Raw genomic sequence first — 22825 nt, forward strand, 5'->3', positions numbered from 1 at the left:
CAGTCATCCGCGGACCCCACCCGGGTCCAACGACCCTGTCCTGCCCGTCAGGGATTTCTTCACCACCTCTCCTTTGTCCGGAAGGCGGCGCACACCGATGTCCGACCCCGTAGGAAAGCTTCCGAGCGAGCTCGACCAGCTCCCGGACCGCGACACCGAGGAGACCGCCGAATGGGCGGCCTCCCTCGACGCCGTCGCCAAGGCCGCCGGTACGCGCCGCGCCGAGTACCTGCTCCGTCGTACGCTCCAGCACGCCGAGGCCGCCGGCCTCGCGCTGCCGAAGCTGCTCGAGACGGACTACGTCAACACCATCCCCACCGCCGCCGAGCCGGAGTTCCCCGGTGACGAGGCGATGGAAGCCAAGATCACCGCCTGGAACCGCTGGAACGCGGCCGCCATGGTGACCCGCGGCTCCAAGTACGGCGTCGGCGGCCACATCGCCACCTTCGCCTCGGCCGCATGGCTGTACGAGACCGGCTTCCAGCACTTCTTCCGCGGGAAGGAGGCCGACGGATCGGGCGACCAGCTCTACATCCAGGGCCACGCCTCCCCCGGCATCTACGCCCGCGCCTTCCTCGACGGCCGGATCTCCGAGCAGCAGCTCGACAAGTTCCGCCAGGAAGCCGGCGGCAACGGTCTCCCGTCCTACCCCCACCCGCGGCGCCTGCCGTGGCTGTGGGAGTTCCCGACGGTGTCCATGGGCCTCGGCCCGCTCTCCGCGATCTACCAGGCGCGCTTCAACCGCTACCTGCAGAACCGGAGCATCAAGGACACCGCCAACTCGCACGTCTGGGCTTTCCTGGGCGACGGCGAGATGGACGAGCCCGAGTCGACCGCCGCCCTGGCCCTGGCCTCCCGCGAGCAGCTCGACAACCTGACCTTCGTCATCAACTGCAACCTGCAGCGCCTCGACGGTCCGGTCCGCGCGAACTTCCGCGTGGTGCAGGAGCTGGAAGCCCAGTTCCGCGGCGCCGGCTGGAACGTCATCAAGTCGCTGTGGGGCTCCGCCTGGGACGAGCTGTTCCAGCTCGACACCACGGGCGCCCTGGTACGCCGCCTGCGCGAGGTACCCGACGCGCAGTTCCAGACGTACGCGACCCGCGACGTGGCCTACATCCGCCAGCACTTCTTCGGCGCCAACGCCGAGCTCGTGCAGCTGGCCGGTGTGCTCTCCGACGCGAAGATCGCCGAGTGCTTCCACACCTCCCGCGGCGGCCACGAGCCCCGCAAGGTGTACGCCGCGTACAAGGCCGCCCTGGAGCACAAGGGTGCTCCGACGGTCATCCTCGCGCAGACCGTCAAGGGCTACACGCTGGGCGCCGGGTTCGAGTCGAAGAACGCGAACCACCAGATGAAGAAGCTGACGATCGACGAGTTCAAGGACATGCGTGACCTCCTTGGCCTCCCGATCCCGGACAGCGCCTTCGCCGACGGCCAGGTCCCGTACGGCCACCCGGGCGCGAACAGCCCCGAGGTCCAGTACCTGAACGAGCGCCGCGCGGCGCTCGGCGGTCCGGCCCCGGCCCGCAAGGTCAAGCACGTGGCCCTGCCCGCTCCGGCGGACCGCTCCTTCGCCCCGCTGCTGAAGGGCTCCGGCAAGCAGGAGATGGCCACCACCATGGCCTTCGTCCGGCTCGTCAAGGACCTGATGCGGGACAAGGAGACCGGCAAGCGCTGGGTTCCGATCGTCCCGGACGAGGCCCGTACCTTCGGTATGGAGTCCCTCTTCCCGTCGGCCGGCATCTACTCGCCGCTGGGCCAGACGTACGAGCCGGTCGACCGCGACCAGCTCATGTACTACAAGGAAGCCAAGGACGGCCAGATCCTCAACGAGGGGATCACCGAGGCCGGCGCCATGGCCGACTTCATCGCCGCCTGTACGTCGTACGCGACGCACGGCGAGCCGATGATCCCGTTCTACATCTTCTACTCGATGTTCGGCTGGCAGCGCACCGCCGACCAGATGTGGCAGCTCGCCGACCAGCTCGGCAAGGGCTTCATCGTCGGCGCCACCGCCGGCCGCACCACCCTGACGGGTGAGGGTCTGCAGCACGCGGACGGCCACTCGCACCTGATCGCGTCCACGAACCCGGCGTCGCTCAACTACGACCCGGCCTTCGCGTTCGAGATCGCGGTGATCGTCAAGGACGGTCTGCGCCGGATGTACGGCGAGAAGCCGGAAGACGTCTTCTACTACCTGACGGTCTACAACGAGCCGAAGGTGCAGCCCGCCATGCCGGAGGGCGTGGAGGAAGGCATCCTGCGCGGCCTCTACCGCTTCAACACGGCGGCGGACCTGGCGGAGGCGGCCCCGGCCGCCGATGCCCCGAAGATCCAGCTGATGGCCTCCGGTACGGCCATCCACTGGGCCCTGGACGCGCAGAAGCTGCTCGCCGCCGACTGGAACGTGGCCGCCGACGTCTGGTCCGCCACCTCCTGGGGCGAGCTGCGCCGCGACGCGCTGGAGTGCGACGAGGCCCTCCTGCGTGGAGAGCTGCGCACCCCGTTCGTCACCCGCGCCCTGGAGGGCGTCACCAGCCCGGTGCTCGCCGTCTCCGACTGGATGCGTCAGGTCCCGGACCAGATCAGCCAGTGGGTCGAGCAGGACTACACCTCGCTGGGTACGGACGGCTTCGGCCTCTCCGACACCCGTGAGGGCGCCCGCCGCCACTTCGGTGTCGACGCCCAGTCGATCGTGGTGGCCGCGCTGGCCCAGCTCGCCCGCCGCGGCGAGGTCCCGGCGTCCTCCATCAAGGAGGCCCGGGAGCGCTACGGCCTGTAGGCCCCGGCGGCCCGGACGGCCGGTGTTCTGAACGATCGTGAGGCGGTCCGCTCCTTCGGGAGCGGGCCGTCTTTCGCGTTCGCATGCCGCCGTGCGGGGGCCCGGACCGGCCTTTCGCGGCACGCGCGGTGGCGGCGAGGGGGCGTACCCGTGATGCTTGAGCGGTGATGGACGAGACGGAGTTCTGGGAGATGGTCGACCGTACCCGCGAGGCCGCCGAGGGCGACCCCGAGGAACACGCCGAGCTGCTGGTGGAGCGGCTGGCGCAGCTCGACCCGGACTCCGTCCTGGACTTCGCGCGGCACTTCGAGTCGCGGTACAACCGGGCGTACACGTGGGACCTGTGGGGCGCGGCGTGGGTGCTGCTCGACGGGGCCAGCGACGACGCCTTCGACTATTTCCGGTGCTGGCTGATCGGCCAGGGCCGGGAGGTCTTCGAGGGCGGGGTGCACGATCCGGACCAGCTCGCGGAGCTCCTCGACGAGTTCGACGAGGAGATCGACGGGGACGGCGAGGAGCTGGGGTACGCGGCGGACGAGGCGTACGAGCAGCTGACCGGGTCGGTCGCGCCGGATCTGGGGATCCCGCTGCAGGCGGCGGAGCCGGAGGGCGCTGCGCTGGACTTCGAGAACGAAGCCGTGCTCGCGGAGCGCTTCCCCCGGCTGTGGGACCGCTTCAGGGGCTGACGCCCCCTGGGCCGTCCCTTGGGCCGTCCCTTTTCGGACCTTGCCGCCTCAGGCGTGCGTGCCGCCGTCGATGCGGATCTCCGTACCGGTGATGAAGGCGCCGTCCTCGGAGCCCAGCATCGCGACGACGCCGGCGACCGTCTGCGGGCCGGCGAAGCCCTGGCCGAGGGCCGGGGCGAGCTTGGCGAACAGGCTCCAGTCGGTGTCCTCGGGCAGGCCGGGGCCGCTGCCGGTGGTCATGCCGCTCTCGATGGAGCCCGGCGCGACGGCGACGAAGCGCAGCCCCTGCTTGCTGTACTCGGCGGCGAGCGCGTGCGTCATCGACTGGATGCCGCCCTTGCTGGCCGCGTAGGCGGACATGTAGGGATGGGCGAAGGACGCCGAGGTGGAGCTGAAGTTGACGACGACCGGCTGGTCGCCGCCCAGCAGCGCGGGGAGCGACTCGCGGATGACCAGGAACGTACCGGTCAGGTTCACCGCGATGATCTTGTTCCAGAGTTCGAGCGTGGTCTGGTGGGTGTGCGCGGAGCGCAGGATGCCCGCGGCGTTGACCAGCACGTCGATGCCCGTGAGGGCGTCCACCGCGGCGGCCACGCCCGCCTTGACCGCGGCCTCGTCGGATATGTCGAGGACCGCGGTGGTGAGGCGGTCCGCGTGCCCGTCGGCGGCGGCCTGGTCGGCGGTGGCCTTGAGGCCGGCCTCGTTGACGTCCACGGTGTGGACCCGGCCGCCCTCGGAAAGGATGCGGTGGACGGTGGCCTGGCCGATGCCGGAGCCGCCGCCGGTGATGAGGACGCGACGTCCTTCGTAACGGTTCATGGGGACGAGCGTACTCCCGCGATGACACGTTTTGCCAGCCTGTCAAAACGTGCATTTGCCTCCCCGGGGTCGAGGTATCCTTCCCCGGTGAGATCCCCTCGTCCGTACTCTCCCCAGGCCGGCCCCGGAGCCCAGTCGCTGAACGAGCGCCGCAAGGCGGCCACCCAGCTCGACATCGCCCGCGCCGCCTGCGAACTCTTCGCCGAGCACGGCCCCGACGGCACCACCGCCGAGGACATCGCCCACCGCGCGGGCGTGGCGCTGCGCACGTTCTACCGCTACTTCCGCAACAAGCAGGAGGCCGTCGCCCCCCTGCTCGCGGGCGGCGGCGACGCCTGGCGCGCGCTGCTCGCCGAGGAGGACCCCGGCACCCCGCTCACCGAGGCCCTGGAGCGCGCGGTCACCCGCTCCCTCACGGGCCCCCAGGCGCTCGACGAGGGCCTGGAGGTCACCCGCGGCCTGCTGCGCGCCGCCACGACCGACGAGGCCCTGCGGGCCGTCTGGTACCGGGTCAACCAGGACTCCGAGGAGCGCCTGGTCCCGGTCGTCGCCCGGCTCGCCGGCCCGGACGCCGAACCCCTCGCCGTACGCCTCCTCGCGGCGGCGGCCACGGACGCGATCCGCATCGCCCTGGAACTCTGGTCCACCACGGACACCCCGCCCACGGGCCCCGGCTCCCCCGCGGAACTCGCGATCCGCTGCCTGCGCGACCTCACGGGCGCGATGCCCCTGATGCGCTGACCCGCCGCCTTCCGGCCGCCGACCCGTCACAGGAACCGGGCGGACTTCTCCCTCAGGTGCTCCGCGAAGAAGGCGGGGGCGTCGGGCCGCATCCGGGCCAGCGCGACCATCGCCGTGACGATGACGTCGGCGATCTCCGCCTCCACGTCCCCCCAGGTGTGCGAGTCGCCCTTCCGCGGATTGGTCCCCTTGGCCCCGATCACGGCCTGCGCCGCCTCCCCGAACTCCTCCCCGATCTTCAGGATCTGCAGCGTCACGCTCTCCTCCCGCGCCACCCCGCGCCCCCGGTCGTGCTCGTCGAACCGCGCCCCGAGGGCTGCGATGGTCTTCCAGGTGTCGTCCATCCCCCGACGCTAGCGCCGCGCCGCCGCAACGCAGAAGCCCCGCCCCCCTCTCGGAGAAGGGGGCGGGGCTTCGTTCGATCAGTGCGTCAGCACGACCACGGCACGGCTTAGAGGTCGAAGTAGAGCTCGAACTCGTGCGGGTGCGGGCGCTGCGCGATCGGGGCGATCTCGTGGGTGCGCTTGTAGTCGATCCAGGTCTCGATCAGGTCGGGGGTGAAGACACCGCCGGCCAGGAGGTACTCGTGGTCCTCCTCCAGGGCCTTGAGGACGTCCTCGAGGCTGGTCGGGACCTGCGGGACGCTCGCGTGCTCGTCCGGGGAGAGCTCGTAGAGGTCCTTGTCGATCGGCTCCATCGGCTCGATCTTGTTCTTGATGCCGTCGAGGCCGGCCAGCAGGAGGGCCGAGAACGCCAGGTACGGGTTCGAGGACGGGTCCGGGGCGCGGAACTCGACGCGCTTGGCCTTCGGGTTCGAGCCCGTGATCGGGATGCGCATCGCGGCGGAGCGGTTGCGCTGCGAGTACACCATGTTGACCGGCGCCTCGAAGCCCGGGACCAGGCGGTGGTACGAGTTCACCGTCGGGTTGGTGAAGGCCAGCAGCGACGGGGCGTGCTTGAGGATGCCGCCGATGTAGTAGCGCGCCATGTCCGACAGACCCGCGTAGCCGGTCTCGTCGTAGAACAGCGGGTCGCCGTTCGCCCACAGCGACTGGTGCACGTGCATGCCCGAGCCGTTGTCACCGAAGATCGGCTTCGGCATGAAGGTCGCGGTCTTGCCGTTCTTCCACGCGACGTTCTTCACGATGTACTTGAAGAGCATCAGGTCGTCGGCCGCGGCGAGCAGCGTGTTGAACTTGTAGTTGATCTCGGCCTGGCCACCGGTGCCGACCTCGTGGTGCTGACGCTCGACCTGGAGGCCCTGGGCGTCCAGCTCGAGGGAGATCTCGGCGCGCAGGTCGGCGAAGTGGTCGACCGGGGCTACGGGGAAGTAACCACCCTTGTAGCGGACCTTGTAACCACGGTTGTTCTCCTCGGAACCGGTGTTCCAGGCGCCGGCCTCGGAGTCGATGTGGTAGAAGCTCTCGTTCGCGGTGGTCGCGAAGCGCACGCTGTCGAACACGTAGAACTCGGCCTCGGGGCCGAAGAACGCGGTGTCGGCGATGCCGGTCGAGGCCAGGTACGCCTCGGCCTTCTTCGCGACGTTGCGCGGGTCACGGCTGTAGGCCTCGCCCGTGATCGGGTCGTGGATGAAGAAGTTGATGTTGAGCGTCTTGTCCTTGCGGAACGGGTCCAGGCGCGCGGTGGTGATGTCGGCACGCAGCGCCATGTCGGACTCGTGGATCGCCTGGAAGCCGCGGATCGAGGAGCCGTCGAACGCCAGCTCCTCGTTCGGGTCGAAGACGCGCCCCGGGATGGTGAAGTGCTGCATCACACCAGGCAGGTCGCAGAAGCGGACGTCTACGAACTTGACGTCGTTGTCCTGGATGTACTGCGTCACTTCGTCGGCGTTCTTGAACATCCAACTCCTCCTACTCCCGACCCCGGGGCAGGGCGGGCTTTATAGCTAGTGGTGCGTCAGTGCGGTGCCGCACGCTGACCCGACCATAAGCAGACGGGGTTTCTCAAGCATGACCCATTTGTTTCGCACAAGTTAACCAGGGTCCCGCCCGAAGGGCGCTCGACGGCACGGGTACCGTGTTGGCGTGGACAAGAGGCAAGCAATCGGATCCTGGCTCTCCGGCCCCCGCGAGGCCGCCGAGGGGATGGGTGCCGACTTCGGTTACCCCGGCAAGCAGCTCGGCCTGCCGCAGCAGGGGCCCGGCTCGGTGGCCCGTTTCGGCCGCCGGCTCGGCGCCGTGGCCATCGACTGGCTGGGCTGCCAGCTGATCGCGTACGGCCTGATCACGGGCCGTGACTGGAACGGCTCGGGGAACTGGACCCTGGCCGTCTTCGTCACCCTGGTCATCCTGACGGTCGGCACCGTGGGCTTTACCCCAGGGAAGCGGATGCTTGGCCTCCGGGTCGTCTCGCAGGACGGAGGCCGGCTCGGATTCGGCCGCGTGGTGCTCCGTACCGCCCTCCTCGCCCTGCTGATCCCGGCCCTCGTCTGGGACCGCGACGGCCGCGGGCTGCACGACCGCCTCAGCCGCGCCGTACAGGTCAGGATCTGAGACGCGGATCCGAGAACGAACACGCACGCGGAGAACGCACACGGAAACGAATACAGAGGGGCGCCCCGGGCCATCGGCCCGGGGCGCCCCTCTGTGTCGCACGTGTCGTATACGAAAAGCGGATCAGCGCATCTTTCCGCCGCGCGGCATGCGCATCCCCTTGGGCATCGGGCCCTTCGGGATCGGCATGTTGCTCAGCAAGTCGCCCATGGCCCGCAGCTTGTCGTTGACCTGGGTGATCTGGGGACCGGAGAGCACGCGGGGCAGCTTCATCAGGGTCGTACGGACCTTCTTGAGCGGCACCTCGCCCTCGCCCTTGCCCACGATGAAGTCGTGGACCGGGATGTCGGGCATGATCCGGGCCAGCTTCTTCTTCTCGTTCGCGAGCATCGGCTTCACCCGGTTCGGGTTGCCCTCGGCGATCAGAACCACGCCGGCCTTGCCCACGGCACGGTGCACGATGTCCTGCTGCTTGCTCATCGCGACGGCGGGGGTGGTGGTCCAGCCCCTGCCCACGTTGTCCAGTACGGCCGCGGCCGCGCCGGGCTGTCCCTCCATCTGTCCGAAGGCGGCCGTCTCGGCTCGCCGTCCGAAGATGACCGCCATCGCCAGGAACGCCACCAGGAAGCCCAGGATGCCCAGGTAGACCGGGTGGTCGATCAGGAAGCCGATCGCGAGAAAGACACCAAAGGTGACGATTCCCACGCCCGCGACGATCAGACCGACCTTCGGGTCGGCCTTGCGCGTCATCTTGTACGTCAGGGCGATCTGCTTCAGTCGCCCGGGGTTCGCAGCAGTCTCTGCGTTTGACTTCCTCGCCATGCAGCGAAGTTTACGTGGCCTTCTCGGTCCGGGTCGCCGCGGCCTCGAGTACGTGCTCGGTTTCGACCCGGTCCTGGGCCCTGCGGCGGTCTTCGAGGACGGCCGTCCAGGCGTTCCGGCGGGCGCCGCTCATGAGCAGCGACTCCAGGCCGCGGACGGCGTCGGTGAGGGACGGAATGGCGATGGCGCGTACGGGCGCGGCCTGCATGGTGTCGACCCTTTCACGGTGCTCACGTCGGGGGTTGCCAAGCGTGTGTGCGGTGCGTCGAACAATCGTCACTGACTGGTGTTACCAGGGCGTGACCGACTGGTCAAACAGTGATGAAACCTTGATGCGGCCCACCAGGTCTCTCGCTAAAGAGAGCCTAGGGGCCGCATCGGTGCGGGGTTACCCGTAAGTAAGACTTTGTGCGCGAGTTCACATACCTCCCGCACCACGCGCCTCGGGAGGCGCGTCAGACCGTCGCGCGCTTCTCCATCGCCTGCTGGTAGAGGCGCCCGGCGCGGTACGAGGAGCGGACCAGCGGGCCGGACATGACTCCGGAGAAGCCGATCTCCTCGGCCTCCTGCGCCAGCTCCACGAACTCGGCCGGCTTGACCCAGCGCTCGACGGGGTGGTGCCGCGGCGAGGGCCGCAGGTACTGGGTGATGGTGATGAGCTCGCAGCCCGCCTCGTGGAGGTCCTTCAGCGCCTGGCTGACCTCCTCGCGCTCCTCGCCCATGCCCAGGATCAGGTTGGACTTGGTGACGAGGCCGTAGGCCCGTGCCCGGGTGATGACGTCCATCGAGCGCTCGTAGCGGAAGCCGGGGCGGATGCGCTTGAAGATGCGCGGCACCGTCTCGATGTTGTGGGCGAAGACCTCGGGGCGGGAGGCGAAGACCTCTTCCAGCAGCTCCGGGACCGCGTTGAAGTCCGGGGCGAGCAGCTCGACCTTGGTCTGGCCGCTCTCGCGGCCCGCCGTCTGCTGGTGGATCTGGCGCACGGTCTCCGCGTAGAGCCAGGCGCCGCCGTCCGCCAGGTCGTCGCGCGCGACGCCCGTGATGGTGGCGTAGTTCAGGTCCATCGTGACGACGGACTCGCCGACGCGGCGGGGCTCGTCGCGGTCCAGCGCCTCGGGCTTGCCGGTGTCGATCTGGCAGAAGTCACAGCGCCGGGTGCACTGGTCGCCACCGATGAGGAAGGTGGCCTCGCGGTCCTCCCAGCATTCGTAGATGTTCGGACAGCCGGCCTCCTGGCACACCGTGTGCAGTCCTTCGCCCTTCACCAGGGCCTGCATCTTGGTGTACTCGGGACCCATCTTGGCCCGCGTCTTGATCCACTCGGGCTTGCGCTCGATGGGCGTCTGGGCGTTACGGACCTCTAGGCGCAGCATCTTGCGTCCGTCGGGTGCGACTGCGGACACGACCGGCTCCCTGTGACTTCGATTCTTCGGCGCCCACCAGGGTACGCCCGTAATTTCATACGTTCTTACGTCGGCCAACCTGCGGGCGGCCCGACCCATTCCCGCGCGAACTAGCCCGCGACGGGCTCTATCTCCCTGGGCTTCGGCTCCGCCTGCTCCAGCACGTCCTTCAGGTGCCGTTCGATCACCGGCAGCACCTCGGCGATGGTGATCTCGCGGCCCAGTTCGTACGAGAGCGAGGTCACACCGGCGTCGCGGATCCCGCAGGGGACGATTCGGTCGAACCAGGTGTTGTCGGGGTTCACGTTGATCGCGAAGCCGTGCATCGTTACGCCCTTGGCGACCCGGATGCCGATGGCGGCGAGCTTGCGGTCCTCGCGGCGCTGGCCGGCGTTGGACGGGGCGTACTCGGGGCCGTTCAGCCGGGCGTCGAACTCCTCGTCGTGCAGCCGCGGGTCGAAGTCCAGGGAGAGGCCGCCGATCTTCGGGCGCTCCTCCACCGGGTCGCCGAGCACCCAGACCCCGCTGCGCCCCTCGACGCGGGTGGTCTCCAGGCCGAACTCGGAGGCCGTGCGGATCAGCGCGTCCTCCAGGCGGCGGACGTGGGCGACCACGTCGACCGGGCGGGGCAGCTTCATGATCGGGTAGCCGACCAGCTGGCCCGGGCCGTGCCAGGTGATCTTGCCGCCGCGGTCCACGTCCACGACGGGCGTGCCGTCGAGCGGGCGCTCGCTGTCGGCGGTGCGCCGGCCGGCCGTGTAGACGGGCTGGTGCTCCAGCAGCAGGCAGGTGTCCTCGATCTCGTCCGCGAAGCGGGCCGCGTGCACCCGGCGCTGCTCTTCCCAGGCCACCGTGTACTCGACGGCCTCCGGACCGAAGCCCATGCGGACAAACCCAAGCTCAGCCACCGCGGCGCCTCCTCGTTGAACCTGCCGACGAACTTGCTGTGTGCACCTATCGCACCCAGCAAGGGTACGGCGGCCCCCGCGGGCCCCGTCAGCCACCCGTCCCGGACAGCACCCAGGGCCCGGGATCCGGGGGCGCGGGCGGTCCGGGGAGCTGTTTCGGCCGCCTGCGGCCCTTCGGCGGCCGGTCCGGGTCCTCGTCCGCCCGGGGCAGCCGGCGGTGCCCCTCGGTGTGGTCGTTCACCCAGCCGCAGACCCCGCACGCGTAGCGCCCGTCGAGACCCGCGATGTACGTCCCGCAGCGCCGGCACTCCGCCTCGGTGAGCTCGGGCGCGACCAGGTCGGGCACGAGCGGCGGGGCCGTGGACTCTGCGTGGCTGCCGTCGCCTCCGGGGCGCTCGCAGCTGCCGGGGGAAGGTTCCCCGGTGGGCCGGCGGGTCATGGGGCGCAGCGTACGCGGGTGGAGGGGGTCGGTCCGTAAAGAGACCCACCGGTTCTGCACACGATCGGATGAATGTGGGACAGAGAGGGCGGTACGGGCAAGGTTCGCCGCTACATTCACGCCGTTCACAGGGCCGGGACCCCGGTCCGTCACGTCAGGAGACCGTGGAGCCGATGACGGAACGACCTGCCCAGCGTGTCCCCAACCGGCAGCTCTCGGCGCTGATCGCCGAGGCCGGGTTCTCCAACGCCGGGCTCGCCCGCCGTGTCGACCAGCTCGGTCTGGAGCACGGTCTCGATCTGCGGTACGACAAGACCTCCGTGACCCGCTGGCTGCGCGGACAGCAGCCGCGCGGCACCACCCCGGCGCTGATCGCGGAGGTGTTCACCCGACGCCTCGGGCGGCGGCTGTCCGCCCAGGACCTGGGCCTGGACGCCTGCGCCCCGGTGTACGCGGGGCTGGAGTTCGCGGCCACCCCCGAGGAGGCCGTGGACATCGCCAGCGGGCTGTGGCGCAAGGACTCCGGCTCGCACGCCGAGCTGCGCAAGATCGCCTTCACTCCGGCCGGGCTGGTGGTGCCCAGCCGGGACTGGCTGATCGGGCGCGCCGACGAGCGGGTCGGCCGGGGCGCGGAGCAAGCCGCCGCACGCGTTCCGGAACAGGGCCGCCCCGAAGCGGGCCGCCCCGAGCCGGGCCGCCCGGAGCTGGGCCGCCCGCTGCCCGGACGGGCCTCGGTGCCCCGGCAGCGGCAGATCGACCGCGGGCCCGGGCAGCGGGTGACCGGCGGTGACATCGCGGCGCTCAGATCGGTGGGCGAACTCTTCCGCACCCTGGACCACGCCTACGGGGGCGGTCACGCCCGCCAGGCCCTGGTGCGGTACCTGGAGCACGAGGCCGAGCCGATGCTGCGCGGCACCTACGGGGAGACCACCGGGCGCCGGCTGTTCTCCGCCGCCGCCGACCTGACCCGGCTCGCGGGCTGGACCTCGTACGACATCGCCGCGCACGGGCTCGCCCAGCGGTACTTCGTCCAGGCGCTGCGGCTGGCCCAGGCCGCCGGGGACCGGCCGTACGGGGCGTACGTGCTGATCACGATGAGCCGGCAGGCGGTCTACCTCGGCCACGGCCGGGAGGCGGTGCAGCTGGCCCGGGTGGCCCAGCAGGGCGTGGGCTCCGGGCCGCCGCCGGTGGTGCAGGCGCTGCTGCACTCGGCGGAGGCGCGCGGGCACGCGGTGCTCGGCGAGGTCAGGGCGTCGACGGCCTCGCTGGTGCGGGCCGAGCGGGCCCTGGGGGCGGCCCGGCCGGGGGACGACGTACCGCACTGGGCGCGCGACTACGACGAGGCGCAGCTCGCGGACGAGTTCGGGCACTGCCACCGGGACCTCCAGCAGTACCGGGCGTCGGCGCAGCACGCGGAGCGGTCCCTGCAGCTGCGGGCGCCCTCGTACGCGCGCTCGCGGCTGTTCTGCCGGGTGGTGCTGGCGACCGCGCGGCTGGGGCTGGGCGAGCTGGACCAGGCGTGCGCGCTGGGCGCGGAGGCGGCGCAGCAGGCGATGGAGATGCGGTCGGTGCGGGCGGTGGAGTACGTACGGGACTTCGAGCGGCGGCTGGAGCCGTACCGGGACGCGTCCGCGGTGCGGGGGTATCGGGACCGGGTGGCCGCGCTGTCCTGACCCTGCGGGTCGGCCGGAGTTTCGGGGGCCGCCCCCGGGCCGGGTGCCGATCTTTGTCCGGCGGGGCCGCGTGGGGTGCCCGTCGGGCGGCGTGGGGTGCCCGGCGGGGGCGGGTCGGCCCCGCCGGGCCGCGGTGGGTGGTTGGCTCAGGCGGCCACCGGGAGGGCGGCTCGCGGGGCGGACGGGACGGGGATGCCGAAGTCGCGCAGGACGGCGGCGGCGGCTCGGCGGGCCGAGCGCAGGGCCCCCTCGACGGTGTTGGTGTCCCGGTGGTCGCCGCACACGTACAGCCCGGCCAGGACCCGGACGGTGCGCCGGTGGTCCTGCGGCGGCGGCATCGCGGGGACGGCCTCGGGGGTGTGGTGGACGGTGAGCAGCTCCCAGTCCCGGGTCGCGGTCTCGTAGAGCCGAGCGAGGCGCGAGGCGACCGTCCGGGCGGGCGGTGGCGGGCCGAGCACGGTGGTGGTGACCAGGCTGCGGCCGGCGGGGGCGCGCGTCGGGTCGACCGCGCTCATGACGGCCGTGTGGGCGACGGGCCAGTCCGGGTCGCCGTCCAGGAGCAGCGAGCCGTCCGAGGCGAGCGGGGTGGTGGTGGCGTGGTGCATCACGGTCACCTGGTGGAAGGCGGGCACGCGCAGGCCCGGGAGCAGGTCGGCGGCGGCCCGGGCACCGGTGGCCAGGACGGCGGAGCGGCAGCTGAAGTCGCCGTGTTCCTCGGTGGTGACCAGGTTGGTGGCCACCGAGCGGACCCGGACCCCGGTGCGTACGGTGCCGGGCGGCAGCGCGGCGGCGAGCAGTCCGGGCAGGGTGGCGGCACCGCCCTCGGGTACGGCGAGGCGGCCGCGCGCGAAGGTGCGCAGGGCCAGGTCGGCGACGCGGCTGGAGGTGGTGAGCGCGGGGTCGCGCAGGAGCGCGGCGAGGAGCGGGCGCAGGGTCGTCCCGAGGCTCCTGGAGCTCAGGGCGGCGTGCGCGGTGCGCTCGGGTCGGGCCAGGAGGCGTTCCTCGGGCAGGGCGGCGAGGCGGCCGAGCGCCGCCCCGATCCGGGCTTGGTCGAGGGAGCCGCTGGTCAGGGCGCGGGCGGGGGTGAGGGCCCCGGCGCGCAGCGTCCTGCCCTCGCTGTGCACGAGGGCGCCGGGCGCGAAGGGTTTGAGGACCAGGCCTTCCAGGCCCGGGGTGCGGGCCGGTTCGGTGTAGGCGGTGTTCAGGATCTGGCCGATCCGGTCGAGCCGGAAGCCGTCCACGGTCTCGGTGGCCATCCGGCCGCCCGCGTCGTCCGCGCCCTCCAGGACGATGACCGTGACCCCGGCCGCGATCAGGTGGTGCGCTGCCGCGAGTCCGGAGACTCCGGCTCCTACGATGACCACGTCCGCATGATGTGCGTGTGCGCTGTTGAGCACGTGCCCCTCCCCGAGGTCGGCCCGGCTGTGTGGGGAACCTCCTTCCCCCAACGGGCTCGAGCGGAACCCGAGTCGGGCGGGCCATTACGGGTAATGCGGTCAACTCCGGTCGCACGACGGTCGCATTCGGCTCACATGCGGTCGCACGCGTGCGCCGGGGCGCTCCCTCGGAGCCCCCGGAGCACCGTGGCTTTCAGGCCGGGAGCCGCGGGTGCTTCCGGCCGGGGGCCGGGGGCGCTTCAGGCCCGGGGGCCGGAGGGCGTTCCAGGCCCGGGAGCCGGGCGTGCTTCAGGCCCGGGAGCCGGAGGCGCTTCAGGACTCCAGCGCGGCCCTGATCGACTCCTCGATCCCCGGGTACCGGAAGACGAACCCGGACTCCAGCAGCCGGGTCGGGCGCACCCGCTGACTGCCCAGCACGTCCTGGGCGAACTCCCCGAGCACCACGCGCATGACCGGCGCGGGCACGGCGAACACCGCCGGACGGTGCAGCACCCGGCCCATCGCGGCGGTCACCTCGCGGTTGGTCAGGGGCTCGGGGGCGGTCAGGTTCACCGGCCCGGCCAGGGCCGGGGTGTCGATGATGTGGCGCAGGGCGGCGATCTCGTCGTGCATCGAGATGTGCGACCAGTACTGCCGGCCGGTGCCGAGGCGGCCGCCGATGCCGGCCTTGAAGATCGGGAACAGCTTCCCCCAGGCCCCGCCCTCGGCGGCGACGACCAGTCCGGTACGGGCGAACACGGTCCGGATCCCGGCCTCCCGGGCGGGCGCGGCGGCGGCCTCCCACTCCACGCAGACCTCGGGCAGGAAGCCTTCCCCGGCCGGGGCGTCCTCGTCGACCGTCCGGTCGCCAGTGTCCCCGTAGTACCCGATGGCGGAGCCGCAGACGAGCGTCGCGGGCGGCTCGTCCATCGCGGCGACGGCCGCGGCGACGGCCGCGGCGACGGCCGCGGCGACGGCCGCCGTGCCCTTGACCCGGCTGTCGCGGATCTCCCGCTTGTAGGCGGCCGTCCAGCGGTGGTCCCCGACGCCGGCCCCCGCGAGGTGCACGACGGCCCCGCACCCGGCGAGCCCGGCCGGGTCCACGTACCCCCGCGCGGGATCCCACCGCGCCTCGCCGGGCCCGGCCGGCTCCCGCCGCACGAACCGGACGAGCTCGTGCCCGTCGGCCTTCAGTGACCGCCCGAGGGCGCTGCCGATGAGTCCGGTGGCCCCGGTGACCGCGATGCGCATGCCCCCATCTTGGCAGCGCTCCCGCCTCCGCGTGCCGTACGCCCCGGGAATCCCGGGGATCTGGGGGTTCCGGGGGGGGAGCCGGTTCTCAGGTGGCCGTGCCCAGCCAGGTGCCCACCGCGTAGGTCACCGCCATCGCCAGGGCGCCGCCGGTGACGTTGCGCAGGATCGCCCGGGTGGCGGGCGCCCCGCCCAGGCGGGCGCTGAGCACCCCGCACAGGGTCAGGGAGAGCAGGACCGCGACCACGGTCACCGGGACCCGCTGCGAGGCGCCCGGCAGGACGATCGCCAGCAGGGGCAGCAGCGCCCCCACCGTGAACGCCACCAGGCTCGCCAGCGCCGCGTGCCAGGGGTTGGCCAGCTCGTCGGGGTTGATCCCCAGCTCGACCCGCGCGTGCGCCCGCAGCGCGTCCCGCTCCGTCAGCTGCTCCGCCGCCTCCCGTGCCACCGACTCGCTCAGCCCCCTGCCGACCAGCAGCCCCGTCAGTTCCTCCAGCTCCTCCTGCGGCGACTCCGCCAGCTCCCGCCGCTCCAGGTCCAGCGCCGCCTTCTCCGAGTCCCGCTGGGAGCTGACCGACACGTACTCCCCCGCCGCCATCGACAGCGCGCCCGCCAGCAGCCCGGCGACGCCCGCCGCCAGGATCGCCGTGCGCGAGGTCGTGGCCCCGGCGACGCCGACGACCAGGCCCGCCGTGGAGATGATCCCGTCGTTCGCGCCGAGCACACCCGCGCGCAGCCAGTTCAGCCGTGTGCTCATCGCCGCGCTCTGTCCCGCCGCACCATCCGCATCCGTCACGCCCCCCACTGTCGCGGGCGCCGCCGGAAGGAGCCACCCGGCGTGCGCGCCTTCGGCGTCGGGATCAGGGTGGAGGGGTGAGACGCCGACGCGAGGAGCCGGGCTGGCTGCGCGGGGCGCCGCCGCCGCGCTGGGCCCGCCTCGCGCCCGCGGTGGCCCTCGTCGTGCTGGTGCTCGTGCAGCGCATCACCCCCGGCGACGTCGAGCTGGGCTACTTCCTGGCCGGGCTCCCCCCGGTGGCGGCCTTCGCCTACGGGGCCACCGGGACGGCCGTCTTCGCCGCGGTGGTGCTGGTCCTCATCGGCCTGCCCTCGCTCGGGATCGCCCACGCCCAGGGCTCCGACCTCGGGACCGTCGCGGTGATCGGGCTGCTCAGCGTGGTGGTCGCCTGGGTCCGAAAACGCCGCGACGCCCAGCTGGTGAGCGTGCGCACCGTCGCGGAGGCGGCGCAGCTCGCGGTCCTGCCGCCCGTCCCCGAACGGGTCGGCGCGGTCGGCTGCGCGGGCCTCTACCGGGCCGCGCAGCACGGCACCCTGGTCGGCGGCGACCTGTACGACGTACGGGTGGGCCCCTACGGCGTGCGCGCGCTGATCGGCGACGTCCAAGGCCACGGCCTGGCCGCCGTCGGCACCGTGGCCTCGCTGCTCGGCGCCTTCCGGGAGGGGGTGCTGGACGACGCGGAGCTCACGACGGTGGCGGCCCGGCTGGACCGGCGGCTGCTCGCGGACTCGGCGGCCGAGTCGGTGGATCACGCGGAGCTCTTCGCGACGGCGGTGCTGCTGGAGTTCCCGCCCGGGCTGGCCCTCGTACGGATCGTGTCGTGCGGGCATCCTCCGCCCCTGCTGCTACGGGGTCGCACGGTCTCGGAAGTCGACGTGGACCCGGGGCCCCCGCTGGGCCTGGGCCTGGCCGGTCCCACCCCGGCGGCGCCGGCCGAGCTCCGGATCGTCCCCGGGGACCGGCTGGTGATGTACACGGACGGGGTGACGGAGGCCCGCGACGTCGCCGGGAACTTCTACCCGCTGGCCGCGCGCGTGCCCGTTCTGGCGAACGATCCGGCGGGGCTGGCCCCGGCGGTGTGGCGGGACTTGAGGTCCTTCACCCGGGGCGGGCCGCGCGACGACGTGGCCCTGCTGGTGCTGTCCCTGGACCCGAAGCGGGTCGCCGACGTGCCGACTCCGGGCGCGGGCTGAGGCGGGGGGCGCGCGGGATGACCGCGCCGTACTGATCACATGACCAAACGATGACAAGCGCCAACAAGCGCCCATTTGGGTTAATTTCCGTGTTTTGCTCGGCTCTTCCAGCCCTTCGAGCACGGAAACCGAGGCCCATTCGATGCGCGCACCGTACAAGCACAACCAGCGGATCACGGCGGTGATCGCGGCGGCCGGCGCCGTCGCCCTGATCACCGGCTCGATCGTGGTCGGCCTCGCCGGGGAAGACGCGGCGGCGGAACCGGATTCGGCGAAGAACCAGCAGATCGAGGCCCCCGCCCCGCTCCAGGTGGGCTCGGCCCTGACGCGCACGGCCGCGGACGGGGGCAAGGTCGTCAACCTCACCCTCGACGACGGCCCGGACCCGAGGTGGACCCCGAAGGCACTGGAACTCCTCAAGGCCCACGAGGCGAAGGCCACCTTCTGCCTGACCGGGCCGAACGCGAAGAAGCACCCGGACCTGGTGAAGGAGATCGTGTCGGCCGGCCACCGGCTGTGCAACCACGCGGTCAGCCACGACACGGCCATGGACAAGAAGGACGTGGCGTACCAGGAGAAGGAGATCATGGACGCGAAGCGGATGATCGACGAAGCGAGCGGCTCCGCCCGCGTCTGGTACTACCGCGCCCCCGGCGGCGCCTTCACCCCCGAGAGCCGAGAGATCGCCGCCCGCGACGGGATGGCCAACCTCGGCTGGAATGTCGACCCCGGCGACTTCAACCGGCCCGGCGCGGACAAGATCGTCAGTGCCGTGCAGGACCAGCTGAAGACCAAGGGGCCGACGATCCTCATGCACGACGGGGGCGGCGACCGCTCCCAGTCCGTCGAGGCCCTCGAAAAGCTGCTGCCGTGGCTCAAGGAGCAGGGCTACGGCTTCAGCTTCCCGAAGGTCCCCGAGGCGGGCTGAGGGCTACCCGGCGTCGCGGATGAAGGAGCGGACCATCTTGCAGGTGACGTTCGACGGCCGGCGGATGCCCGTCCGGACGGCCATCGTGCGGATCTTGCGGTTGGTGGCGCGCTGTACGTCATACGTGCCGGAGTCGAGCAGCGATATCGCGAGCCGCATCGCCTTCAGCCGCCGGTTGTGGCTCTCGTACCACTCCCGGGGCAGCCCCGCCGGCAGCGGCTTCTTCTTGACGGGCTCGATGGTGTGCAGGGTCATGGCAGTGGCCATCTACAGCCTCCCAAAGGCAAGTTGGCGTCCTGTCCTTCTCCTTGAATTTTACCGGCGACCACTGACAAAGGACCTGGCCAGACGCCGCCTGGCTAAGATTTCGGGCATGGAGATCTGGATCAATCCCGCCTGCTCGAAGTGCCGTAGCGCGCTGACCCTGCTGGACGCGGAGGGCGCCGAGTACACCGTCCGCCGCTACCTGGAGGACGTGCCCTCCGAGGCCGAGATCCGCGAGGTCCTGGGCCGGTTGGGCCTGGAGCCCTGGGACATCACCCGCACCTCGGACCCACTGGCCAAGGAGACGGGCGTACGGGAACTCCCGCGCGAGGAGACCGAGCAGTCCCGCGGAGCCTGGATCAGCCACCTGGCGGCGCACCCGAAGCTGATCCAGCGCCCGATCATCACGGCCGAGGACGGCACGGCACTGGTGGCCCGCTCGGACGAAACCGTCCGCGAAGCCCTCTCCCGGACGTCCGGCCCCCGCGCCTAGAGCGCCCGGCCGGCCCCGCCCGCGAAGCCCGCGTTCACGAACTGCACGACGCGCCCGATCTGCTCGTCCCTGGACGCGTCGGGCTTCGGGTTGAAGGCGTAGACGAGCCGGCGGCCGGCCCGTTCGGTGGCGAAGACGCCGGTCGACCAGCCGGGGCCGGAGCCCGTCTTGCCCCAGACCACGGTGTCGCCCGTCTCGTGGCGCATCAGGCCGGCCGCGCTGAAGCAGGCCTTCGCCGACAGGCAGTTCTTCCCCTGGCCGTAGGGCACGTCCGGGACCTCGTACAGGTGGCGCTGCTGCGCGGGCGGCAGCAGCCGGCCGCCCAGCAGCGCGGCCATGAAGCGGTCCAGGTCGGCCGCGGTGGAGTCCAGGCCGCCCTCCGCCCAGAACCTGGCCATCCGCGGATCCGCCGACATCCGGGTCTGGCGCAGCCCCAGGGGGCGCACGATGCCGCGCCGCAGTTCCTCCTCGTAGGTCCGGCCGGATATCCGCTCCACGAGCAGGCCGGCGACGAAGGAGTTCGTCCCGTTGTACTGCTGGACCGTGCCCGGGGCGGGCCTGCGGCCCGGGCGGACCACCGCGTCCGCCGCGAACGTGTCGAGCACCATGGTGCTCGGATCGGCGGACCCGCTGGTGAACATCGGCAGGTCGGCGGTGTGGTCCATGAGCTGCCGTACGGTCACCGCCGCATAGGCGCCCGGTATCAGGTCGGGCAGGTAGCGGCGCACGGGTGCGTCGATCTCGATCCGGCGCTCCGCGACGAGCCGCAGCACCAGGGCGTTCGTGAACAGCTTGGTGACACTGCCGATCGGGATGTCCGCGTCCGCGGCGACCGGCCCGGCGGTACCCGTCCACGGTGTGCGCTGCCCCGCGCCGGACAGCCGCACCAGGGCCCCCGTGGAGACGTTGTCGGGCAGGGACGCCAGCAGGGCCCGCAGCGCGGCGGGGTCATGGGCGGCCGCCCCCCGGCCGTGGACCGTGGCCGACGCGGAGCCTTCGGACCCACCGGGCGCGGCCAGTGCGGCCGGAGCGCCCGCGACGACGGTGAGGGCCGCCAGGACGATGCCGGTGACGGCGATCCGGCGGAGGGTGCGGGGGCGTGCGTTCATCGGTGGCTCCTGGCGAAGGCGACTCTGTGTCTGTGGCTCTGATACCAACACTCCGCCACCCAGCGCGCGTTGCCCATCGGTGATCGCCCTGACCGGACCCCCAGGCCACCCTGAAGGGGTCCGTGCGACCGGCCCTGAGGCCGGCCGCGCGGACGGCGCACGTCGGCCGCTCTAATCCCCGGCCGTCACCCGCTTCTGATGGACACGGAGTTGGAGTGCGGCGAGGTCCAGGAGCGGGGTGGGGACGGCGAGGCCGCGGGCCCGGGCGGACAGGTCGCCGAGCACGTGCTCGACCTCGGTCGGGTGACCGGCGAGCACGTCCCGGTACAGCGACGGGGTCAGCGACGAGTCCGGGACGGCCAGCGTCCGCGCGGTGAAGGCGAGTTCCGGCTCCGGGACCGGGTACCCGGCGGCGGCCGACACCGCGGCCGCCTCGGCGAGCACCGCGAGGCCGAACCCGGTCCCACCGGGCACGGCGTTGATCTCGCCGACGGCTCCGCGCGCCAGGGAGGTCACCGCCACCAGGGTGGTGATGAAGACCCACTTGTGCCACATGGCGCCGACGATGTCGGGCACTTCGGGACTGTCGATCCCGGCACCGGTCAGCACGGCGCGGATGGCGTCCACCCGCGCCGAGGGACGGCCGTCGCGTTCGCCGGTGAGCACCACGGTGGGCGGGGCCATCCGGACGATGTCGCCGTGCTCGTTCAGGGTGGTGACCACCTTGGCCACTCCGCCGAGCACCGCCGCGTCCCCGAACCGGTCCGCGAGGTGGTCGAGGTGCGCCATTCCGTTGAGCAGCGGCAGGATCGCCGTCCCGGGACCGACCGCCGGCGCGAGGTCCCGAACGGCCGCTTCGAGGGAGGTGGACTTCACGGACAGCAGGACGAGGTCGTACGTCCCCTCCCGCGCACCCGTCCCCTCCAGCGCGTCGGCGGTGACGAGTCGCGGGGCGAAGGCGATCTCCTCCCCCGGCCCGCTCACCCGCAGTCCGCGCGCCCGCAGGACCTCGGCCCGCCGGGGGCGGACCAGGAAGGTGACGTCCTCCCCCGCCCGGGCGAGGCGCGCACCGAAGTAGCCGCCCGCGGCGCCGGCTCCGACCGTCAGGATCCTCATCCGGCGGAGCCCGCCGGCCGGACCGCCTTCGCCAGGGCGGCGCGGACGGCCGCCGCGTCGGCGACGGCCCCCGGGTCCTCGGGAAGGCCGCCCGGACGGGACAGGTCCTCGGCGTACGGGAGCACGTAGACGGGCGTGTCGCGCTGGAGGCGCCAGCTCTCCGCGAGTTCCCCCGCGTCGACCGCGTCGTAGCCGAGCAGGTCGAGAAGGCGGGTGGCGGACGCGCGGGCGGCCGGGTCCTCGCCGGCGATCGGCAGGGCCGAGCGGTCCGGGGAGCCGGCCGGACGGGCGAGGGCCAGCAGGTGCTTGAAGTAGATGTTGTTGAACGCCTTGACGACCTGCGCCCCGGCCAGGTGTTCCTGGACGAGCGCGCTGGTGGTGGTCTCCTCCGCCTCCAGGGCGGGGAAGACCCCGTCCCGCTGGGGGTAGTAGTTGAGCGTGTCGAGGACGACCTTGCCCGCCAGCGCGTCGGCGGGCAGCTCGCGGTAGTGCCCCAGCGGGATGGTCGCCACGACCCAGTCGCCGGCCGCGGCCGCCTCTGCCGGGGTGGCGGCCCGGGCCCGCGGGCCGAGCTCGGCGACCAGGGCGTCCAGCGTCTGCGGCCCTCTGGAGTTGCTGAGGACCACGTCCAGCCCCGCGTCCACGGCGAGCCGCGCGAGGGTGCTTCCGATGTTGCCGCTTCCGATGAGTCCAAGAGTTGCCATGCGGGGTTCAAGTCGCCCGCGATCCACCGTATTCCGCCGCTACGCCGCCGGAGTGGGGCCTCGCTCCGGCAGGTCGCGGTCCCGCACCCGTCGCGGCCGTCACGGCTCCCCCGTCGCGGCCGTCACGGCTCCCCCGCCGCGGTCTTCACACCGGCCCCATCCCGCGCCTCGTAGGGTGAGGCCGGCACAAAGGGGATGTACCGCACCAAAGGATCCGTCGTGAACGAGCAGCAGCACCCGCGGCCCACCACACCCGGCGAGCCTCCGGCGCCACCGGCGGCGCCGGGCCTCCCGGGGTCCGCGCTCCCCCCGCCCCGGCGCGGCGCCGACTGGATGTTCGGCGGGGTGTACGGGACCGTGCTCGCGTCCGGGCTGCTGGCGGCGCTCGACCAGAAGGGCGGGGAGTACACCCCCTTCTACGACGCCAGCTGGGTGCTCGTCACCGCCGCCACGGCCGGGCTCGCGCACGGCTACTCGCACCACATGAGCACCCATCAGGCCGGCTCCGCCGGTCACCGGTGGAAAATCCTCGGGCGGGCGCTGTGGAACGAGTGGCCCATGATCGCGGCCACCCTGCCCACGGTCCTGCTCCTGCTCGTCGCCGGACTCGCCGACTGGGACTCCCACGCGGTCACCGCCGTCGGGCTGGGCGTGAACACCGCGATGCTGTTCGCCTGGGGCGCCTTCGTGGCCCTCAGGGTCGGCTACAAACTCGCCTCGGCGCTGCTCATCGGGGTCGCCGACGCCACGATCGGGCTGGCCATCATCGCGGCCAACGCGGTCATCAAATAGCGGCGCGCGACGACGGC

At 72.2% G+C, this 22825-nt stretch carries 24 protein-coding genes; 9 read left to right on the forward strand and 15 right to left on the reverse strand.

Annotated elements, in window-relative coordinates:
• Positions 1–97: 97 nt before the first annotated feature.
• Together aceE and ACFYYB_RS08480 are read left to right on the forward strand one after the other, a co-directional pair.
• Positions 98–2782 carry a pyruvate dehydrogenase (acetyl-transferring), homodimeric type gene (gene aceE / locus ACFYYB_RS08475; protein WP_389434013.1) on the forward strand — a complete coding sequence of 895 codons (2685 nt, stop codon included), beginning with the start codon at positions 98–100 and terminating at the stop codon, positions 2780–2782.
• Between the two features lie 167 nt (positions 2783–2949).
• A complete protein-coding gene (locus ACFYYB_RS08480) occupies positions 2950–3468 on the forward strand; it encodes a DUF4240 domain-containing protein (RefSeq protein WP_243330439.1) in 519 nt (172 codons plus the stop codon).
• A 48-nt stretch (positions 3469–3516) separates the two neighbouring features.
• On the opposite strand, the gene ACFYYB_RS08485 is transcribed toward ACFYYB_RS08480, so the two are convergent.
• Positions 3517–4287 carry an SDR family NAD(P)-dependent oxidoreductase gene (locus ACFYYB_RS08485; protein ID WP_389434015.1) on the reverse strand — a complete coding sequence of 257 codons (771 nt, stop codon included), beginning with the start codon at positions 4285–4287 and terminating at the stop codon, positions 3517–3519.
• 87 nt (positions 4288–4374) lie between these two features.
• Between ACFYYB_RS08485 and ACFYYB_RS08490 the strand changes: the two genes are divergently transcribed.
• Positions 4375–5028 carry a TetR/AcrR family transcriptional regulator gene (locus ACFYYB_RS08490; protein WP_389434016.1) on the forward strand — a complete coding sequence of 218 codons (654 nt, stop codon included), beginning with the start codon at positions 4375–4377 and terminating at the stop codon, positions 5026–5028.
• Positions 5029–5054: 26 nt separating this feature from the next.
• On the opposite strand, the gene ACFYYB_RS08495 is transcribed toward ACFYYB_RS08490, so the two are convergent.
• Together ACFYYB_RS08495 and glnA are read right to left on the reverse strand one after the other, a co-directional pair.
• Complete coding sequence (locus ACFYYB_RS08495) at positions 5055–5372, reverse strand: MazG-like family protein (protein ID WP_389434018.1); 318 nt, start codon at positions 5370–5372, stop codon at positions 5055–5057.
• Positions 5373–5479: 107 nt separating this feature from the next.
• A complete protein-coding gene (glnA, locus tag ACFYYB_RS08500; protein ID WP_389434020.1) occupies positions 5480–6889 on the reverse strand; it encodes a type I glutamate--ammonia ligase in 1410 nt (469 codons plus the stop codon).
• Between the two features lie 184 nt (positions 6890–7073).
• On the opposite strand from glnA, the gene ACFYYB_RS08505 reads away from it, so the two are divergent.
• Positions 7074–7541 (forward strand): RDD family protein, encoded by a 468-nt coding sequence (locus ACFYYB_RS08505; RefSeq protein WP_389434021.1) that lies wholly within the window; start codon positions 7074–7076, stop codon positions 7539–7541.
• Positions 7542–7664: 123 nt separating this feature from the next.
• Here ACFYYB_RS08505 and ACFYYB_RS08510 read toward each other — a convergent pair whose 3' ends face one another.
• From ACFYYB_RS08510 to ACFYYB_RS08530, 5 genes are all read right to left on the reverse strand, one after another.
• Positions 7665–8363, reverse strand: a complete 699-nt coding sequence (locus ACFYYB_RS08510) for a DUF4191 domain-containing protein (protein ID WP_327307081.1) — start codon at positions 8361–8363, stop codon at positions 7665–7667.
• A 10-nt stretch (positions 8364–8373) separates the two neighbouring features.
• Entirely contained in the window at positions 8374–8571 is a 198-nt protein-coding gene (locus ACFYYB_RS08515) for a hypothetical protein (RefSeq protein WP_243329800.1), read from the reverse strand.
• Positions 8572–8818: 247 nt separating this feature from the next.
• Positions 8819–9766 carry a lipoyl synthase gene (lipA, locus tag ACFYYB_RS08520; protein ID WP_385377614.1) on the reverse strand — a complete coding sequence of 316 codons (948 nt, stop codon included), beginning with the start codon at positions 9764–9766 and terminating at the stop codon, positions 8819–8821.
• A 110-nt stretch (positions 9767–9876) separates the two neighbouring features.
• Complete coding sequence (lipB, locus tag ACFYYB_RS08525) at positions 9877–10674, reverse strand: lipoyl(octanoyl) transferase LipB (RefSeq protein ID WP_389434024.1); 798 nt, start codon at positions 10672–10674, stop codon at positions 9877–9879.
• A gap of 88 nt (positions 10675–10762) precedes the next feature.
• On the reverse strand, positions 10763–11113 hold the full coding sequence (locus tag ACFYYB_RS08530) for a hypothetical protein (RefSeq protein ID WP_389434026.1): 351 nt from the start codon (positions 11111–11113) through the stop codon (positions 10763–10765).
• Positions 11114–11286: 173 nt separating this feature from the next.
• Between ACFYYB_RS08530 and ACFYYB_RS08535 the strand changes: the two genes are divergently transcribed.
• Positions 11287–12786: a regulator gene (locus ACFYYB_RS08535; protein ID WP_389434027.1), complete on the forward strand. Its 1500-nt coding sequence runs from the start codon at positions 11287–11289 to the stop codon at positions 12784–12786.
• Positions 12787–12932: 146 nt separating this feature from the next.
• On the opposite strand, the gene ACFYYB_RS08540 is transcribed toward ACFYYB_RS08535, so the two are convergent.
• From ACFYYB_RS08540 to ACFYYB_RS08550, 3 genes are all read right to left on the reverse strand, one after another.
• Positions 12933–14183: an FAD-dependent oxidoreductase gene (locus ACFYYB_RS08540; RefSeq protein ID WP_389434028.1), complete on the reverse strand. Its 1251-nt coding sequence runs from the start codon at positions 14181–14183 to the stop codon at positions 12933–12935.
• Between the two features lie 312 nt (positions 14184–14495).
• Positions 14496–15413 carry a TIGR01777 family oxidoreductase gene (locus tag ACFYYB_RS08545; protein WP_389434029.1) on the reverse strand — a complete coding sequence of 306 codons (918 nt, stop codon included), beginning with the start codon at positions 15411–15413 and terminating at the stop codon, positions 14496–14498.
• 88 nt (positions 15414–15501) lie between these two features.
• Positions 15502–16170, reverse strand: a complete 669-nt coding sequence (locus ACFYYB_RS08550; protein ID WP_389434964.1) for a VIT family protein — start codon at positions 16168–16170, stop codon at positions 15502–15504.
• Between the two features lie 116 nt (positions 16171–16286).
• Here ACFYYB_RS08550 and ACFYYB_RS08555 point away from each other — a divergent pair, with 116 nt between their 5' ends.
• Together ACFYYB_RS08555 and ACFYYB_RS08560 are read left to right on the forward strand one after the other, a co-directional pair.
• Positions 16287–17402 (forward strand): PP2C family protein-serine/threonine phosphatase, encoded by a 1116-nt coding sequence (locus ACFYYB_RS08555; RefSeq protein ID WP_389434031.1) that lies wholly within the window; start codon positions 16287–16289, stop codon positions 17400–17402.
• Positions 17403–17544: 142 nt separating this feature from the next.
• Positions 17545–18330: a polysaccharide deacetylase family protein gene (locus tag ACFYYB_RS08560; protein WP_389434033.1), complete on the forward strand. Its 786-nt coding sequence runs from the start codon at positions 17545–17547 to the stop codon at positions 18328–18330.
• A 3-nt stretch (positions 18331–18333) separates the two neighbouring features.
• Here ACFYYB_RS08560 and ACFYYB_RS08565 read toward each other — a convergent pair whose 3' ends face one another.
• The gene (locus ACFYYB_RS08565) at positions 18334–18597 is read right to left on the reverse strand and encodes a hypothetical protein (protein WP_327307072.1); all 264 of its coding nucleotides are present in this window, start codon (positions 18595–18597) and stop codon (positions 18334–18336) included.
• Between the two features lie 106 nt (positions 18598–18703).
• Between ACFYYB_RS08565 and ACFYYB_RS08570 the strand changes: the two genes are divergently transcribed.
• Positions 18704–19087, forward strand: coding sequence for an ArsC/Spx/MgsR family protein (locus tag ACFYYB_RS08570; RefSeq protein WP_389434035.1), 384 nt, complete (start codon positions 18704–18706; stop codon positions 19085–19087).
• Here the strand turns inward: ACFYYB_RS08570 and ACFYYB_RS08575 are convergent.
• From ACFYYB_RS08575 to ACFYYB_RS08585, 3 genes are all read right to left on the reverse strand, one after another.
• A complete protein-coding gene (locus tag ACFYYB_RS08575) occupies positions 19084–20196 on the reverse strand; it encodes a serine hydrolase domain-containing protein (RefSeq protein WP_389434036.1) in 1113 nt (370 codons plus the stop codon). The genes ACFYYB_RS08570 and ACFYYB_RS08575 overlap by 4 nt on opposite strands.
• A 171-nt stretch (positions 20197–20367) precedes the next feature.
• The gene (locus tag ACFYYB_RS08580) at positions 20368–21312 is read right to left on the reverse strand and encodes a 2-dehydropantoate 2-reductase (protein ID WP_389434038.1); all 945 of its coding nucleotides are present in this window, start codon (positions 21310–21312) and stop codon (positions 20368–20370) included.
• Complete coding sequence (locus ACFYYB_RS08585; RefSeq protein WP_389434040.1) at positions 21309–22016, reverse strand: NADPH-dependent F420 reductase; 708 nt, start codon at positions 22014–22016, stop codon at positions 21309–21311. Before ACFYYB_RS08585 ends, ACFYYB_RS08580 begins: the two co-directional genes overlap by 4 nt.
• 219 nt (positions 22017–22235) lie before the next feature.
• On the opposite strand from ACFYYB_RS08585, the gene ACFYYB_RS08590 reads away from it, so the two are divergent.
• Positions 22236–22808, forward strand: coding sequence for a hypothetical protein (locus ACFYYB_RS08590; RefSeq protein ID WP_389434042.1), 573 nt, complete (start codon positions 22236–22238; stop codon positions 22806–22808).
• Positions 22809–22825: the final 17 nt, after the last annotated feature.

The organism is Streptomyces sp. NPDC002886, assembly GCF_042888445.1.
Taxonomy (GTDB): Bacteria; Actinomycetota; Actinomycetes; order Streptomycetales; family Streptomycetaceae; genus Streptomyces.

Coding starts and splice junctions, on each gene's coding strand:
- aceE (WP_389434013.1), top strand. CDS start 98: ATGTCCGACCCCGTAGGAAAGCTTCCGAGCGAGCTCGACCAGCTCCCG.
- ACFYYB_RS08480 (WP_243330439.1), top strand. CDS start 2,950: ATGGACGAGACGGAGTTCTGGGAGATGGTCGACCGTACCCGCGAGGCC.
- ACFYYB_RS08485 (WP_389434015.1), bottom strand. CDS start 4,287: ATGAACCGTTACGAAGGACGTCGCGTCCTCATCACCGGCGGCGGCTCC.
- ACFYYB_RS08495 (WP_389434018.1), bottom strand. CDS start 5,372: ATGGACGACACCTGGAAGACCATCGCAGCCCTCGGGGCGCGGTTCGAC.
- glnA (WP_389434020.1), bottom strand. CDS start 6,889: ATGTTCAAGAACGCCGACGAAGTGACGCAGTACATCCAGGACAACGAC.
- ACFYYB_RS08510 (WP_327307081.1), bottom strand. CDS start 8,363: ATGGCGAGGAAGTCAAACGCAGAGACTGCTGCGAACCCCGGGCGACTG.
- ACFYYB_RS08515 (WP_243329800.1), bottom strand. CDS start 8,571: ATGCAGGCCGCGCCCGTACGCGCCATCGCCATTCCGTCCCTCACCGAC.
- ACFYYB_RS08530 (WP_389434026.1), bottom strand. CDS start 11,113: ATGACCCGCCGGCCCACCGGGGAACCTTCCCCCGGCAGCTGCGAGCGC.
- ACFYYB_RS08535 (WP_389434027.1), top strand. CDS start 11,287: ATGACGGAACGACCTGCCCAGCGTGTCCCCAACCGGCAGCTCTCGGCG.
- ACFYYB_RS08545 (WP_389434029.1), bottom strand. CDS start 15,413: ATGCGCATCGCGGTCACCGGGGCCACCGGACTCATCGGCAGCGCCCTC.
- ACFYYB_RS08550 (WP_389434964.1), bottom strand. CDS start 16,170: ATGAGCACACGGCTGAACTGGCTGCGCGCGGGTGTGCTCGGCGCGAAC.
- ACFYYB_RS08560 (WP_389434033.1), top strand. CDS start 17,545: ATGCGCGCACCGTACAAGCACAACCAGCGGATCACGGCGGTGATCGCG.
- ACFYYB_RS08565 (WP_327307072.1), bottom strand. CDS start 18,597: ATGGCCACTGCCATGACCCTGCACACCATCGAGCCCGTCAAGAAGAAG.
- ACFYYB_RS08570 (WP_389434035.1), top strand. CDS start 18,704: ATGGAGATCTGGATCAATCCCGCCTGCTCGAAGTGCCGTAGCGCGCTG.
- ACFYYB_RS08575 (WP_389434036.1), bottom strand. CDS start 20,196: ATGAACGCACGCCCCCGCACCCTCCGCCGGATCGCCGTCACCGGCATC.
- ACFYYB_RS08580 (WP_389434038.1), bottom strand. CDS start 21,312: ATGAGGATCCTGACGGTCGGAGCCGGCGCCGCGGGCGGCTACTTCGGT.
- ACFYYB_RS08585 (WP_389434040.1), bottom strand. CDS start 22,016: ATGGCAACTCTTGGACTCATCGGAAGCGGCAACATCGGAAGCACCCTC.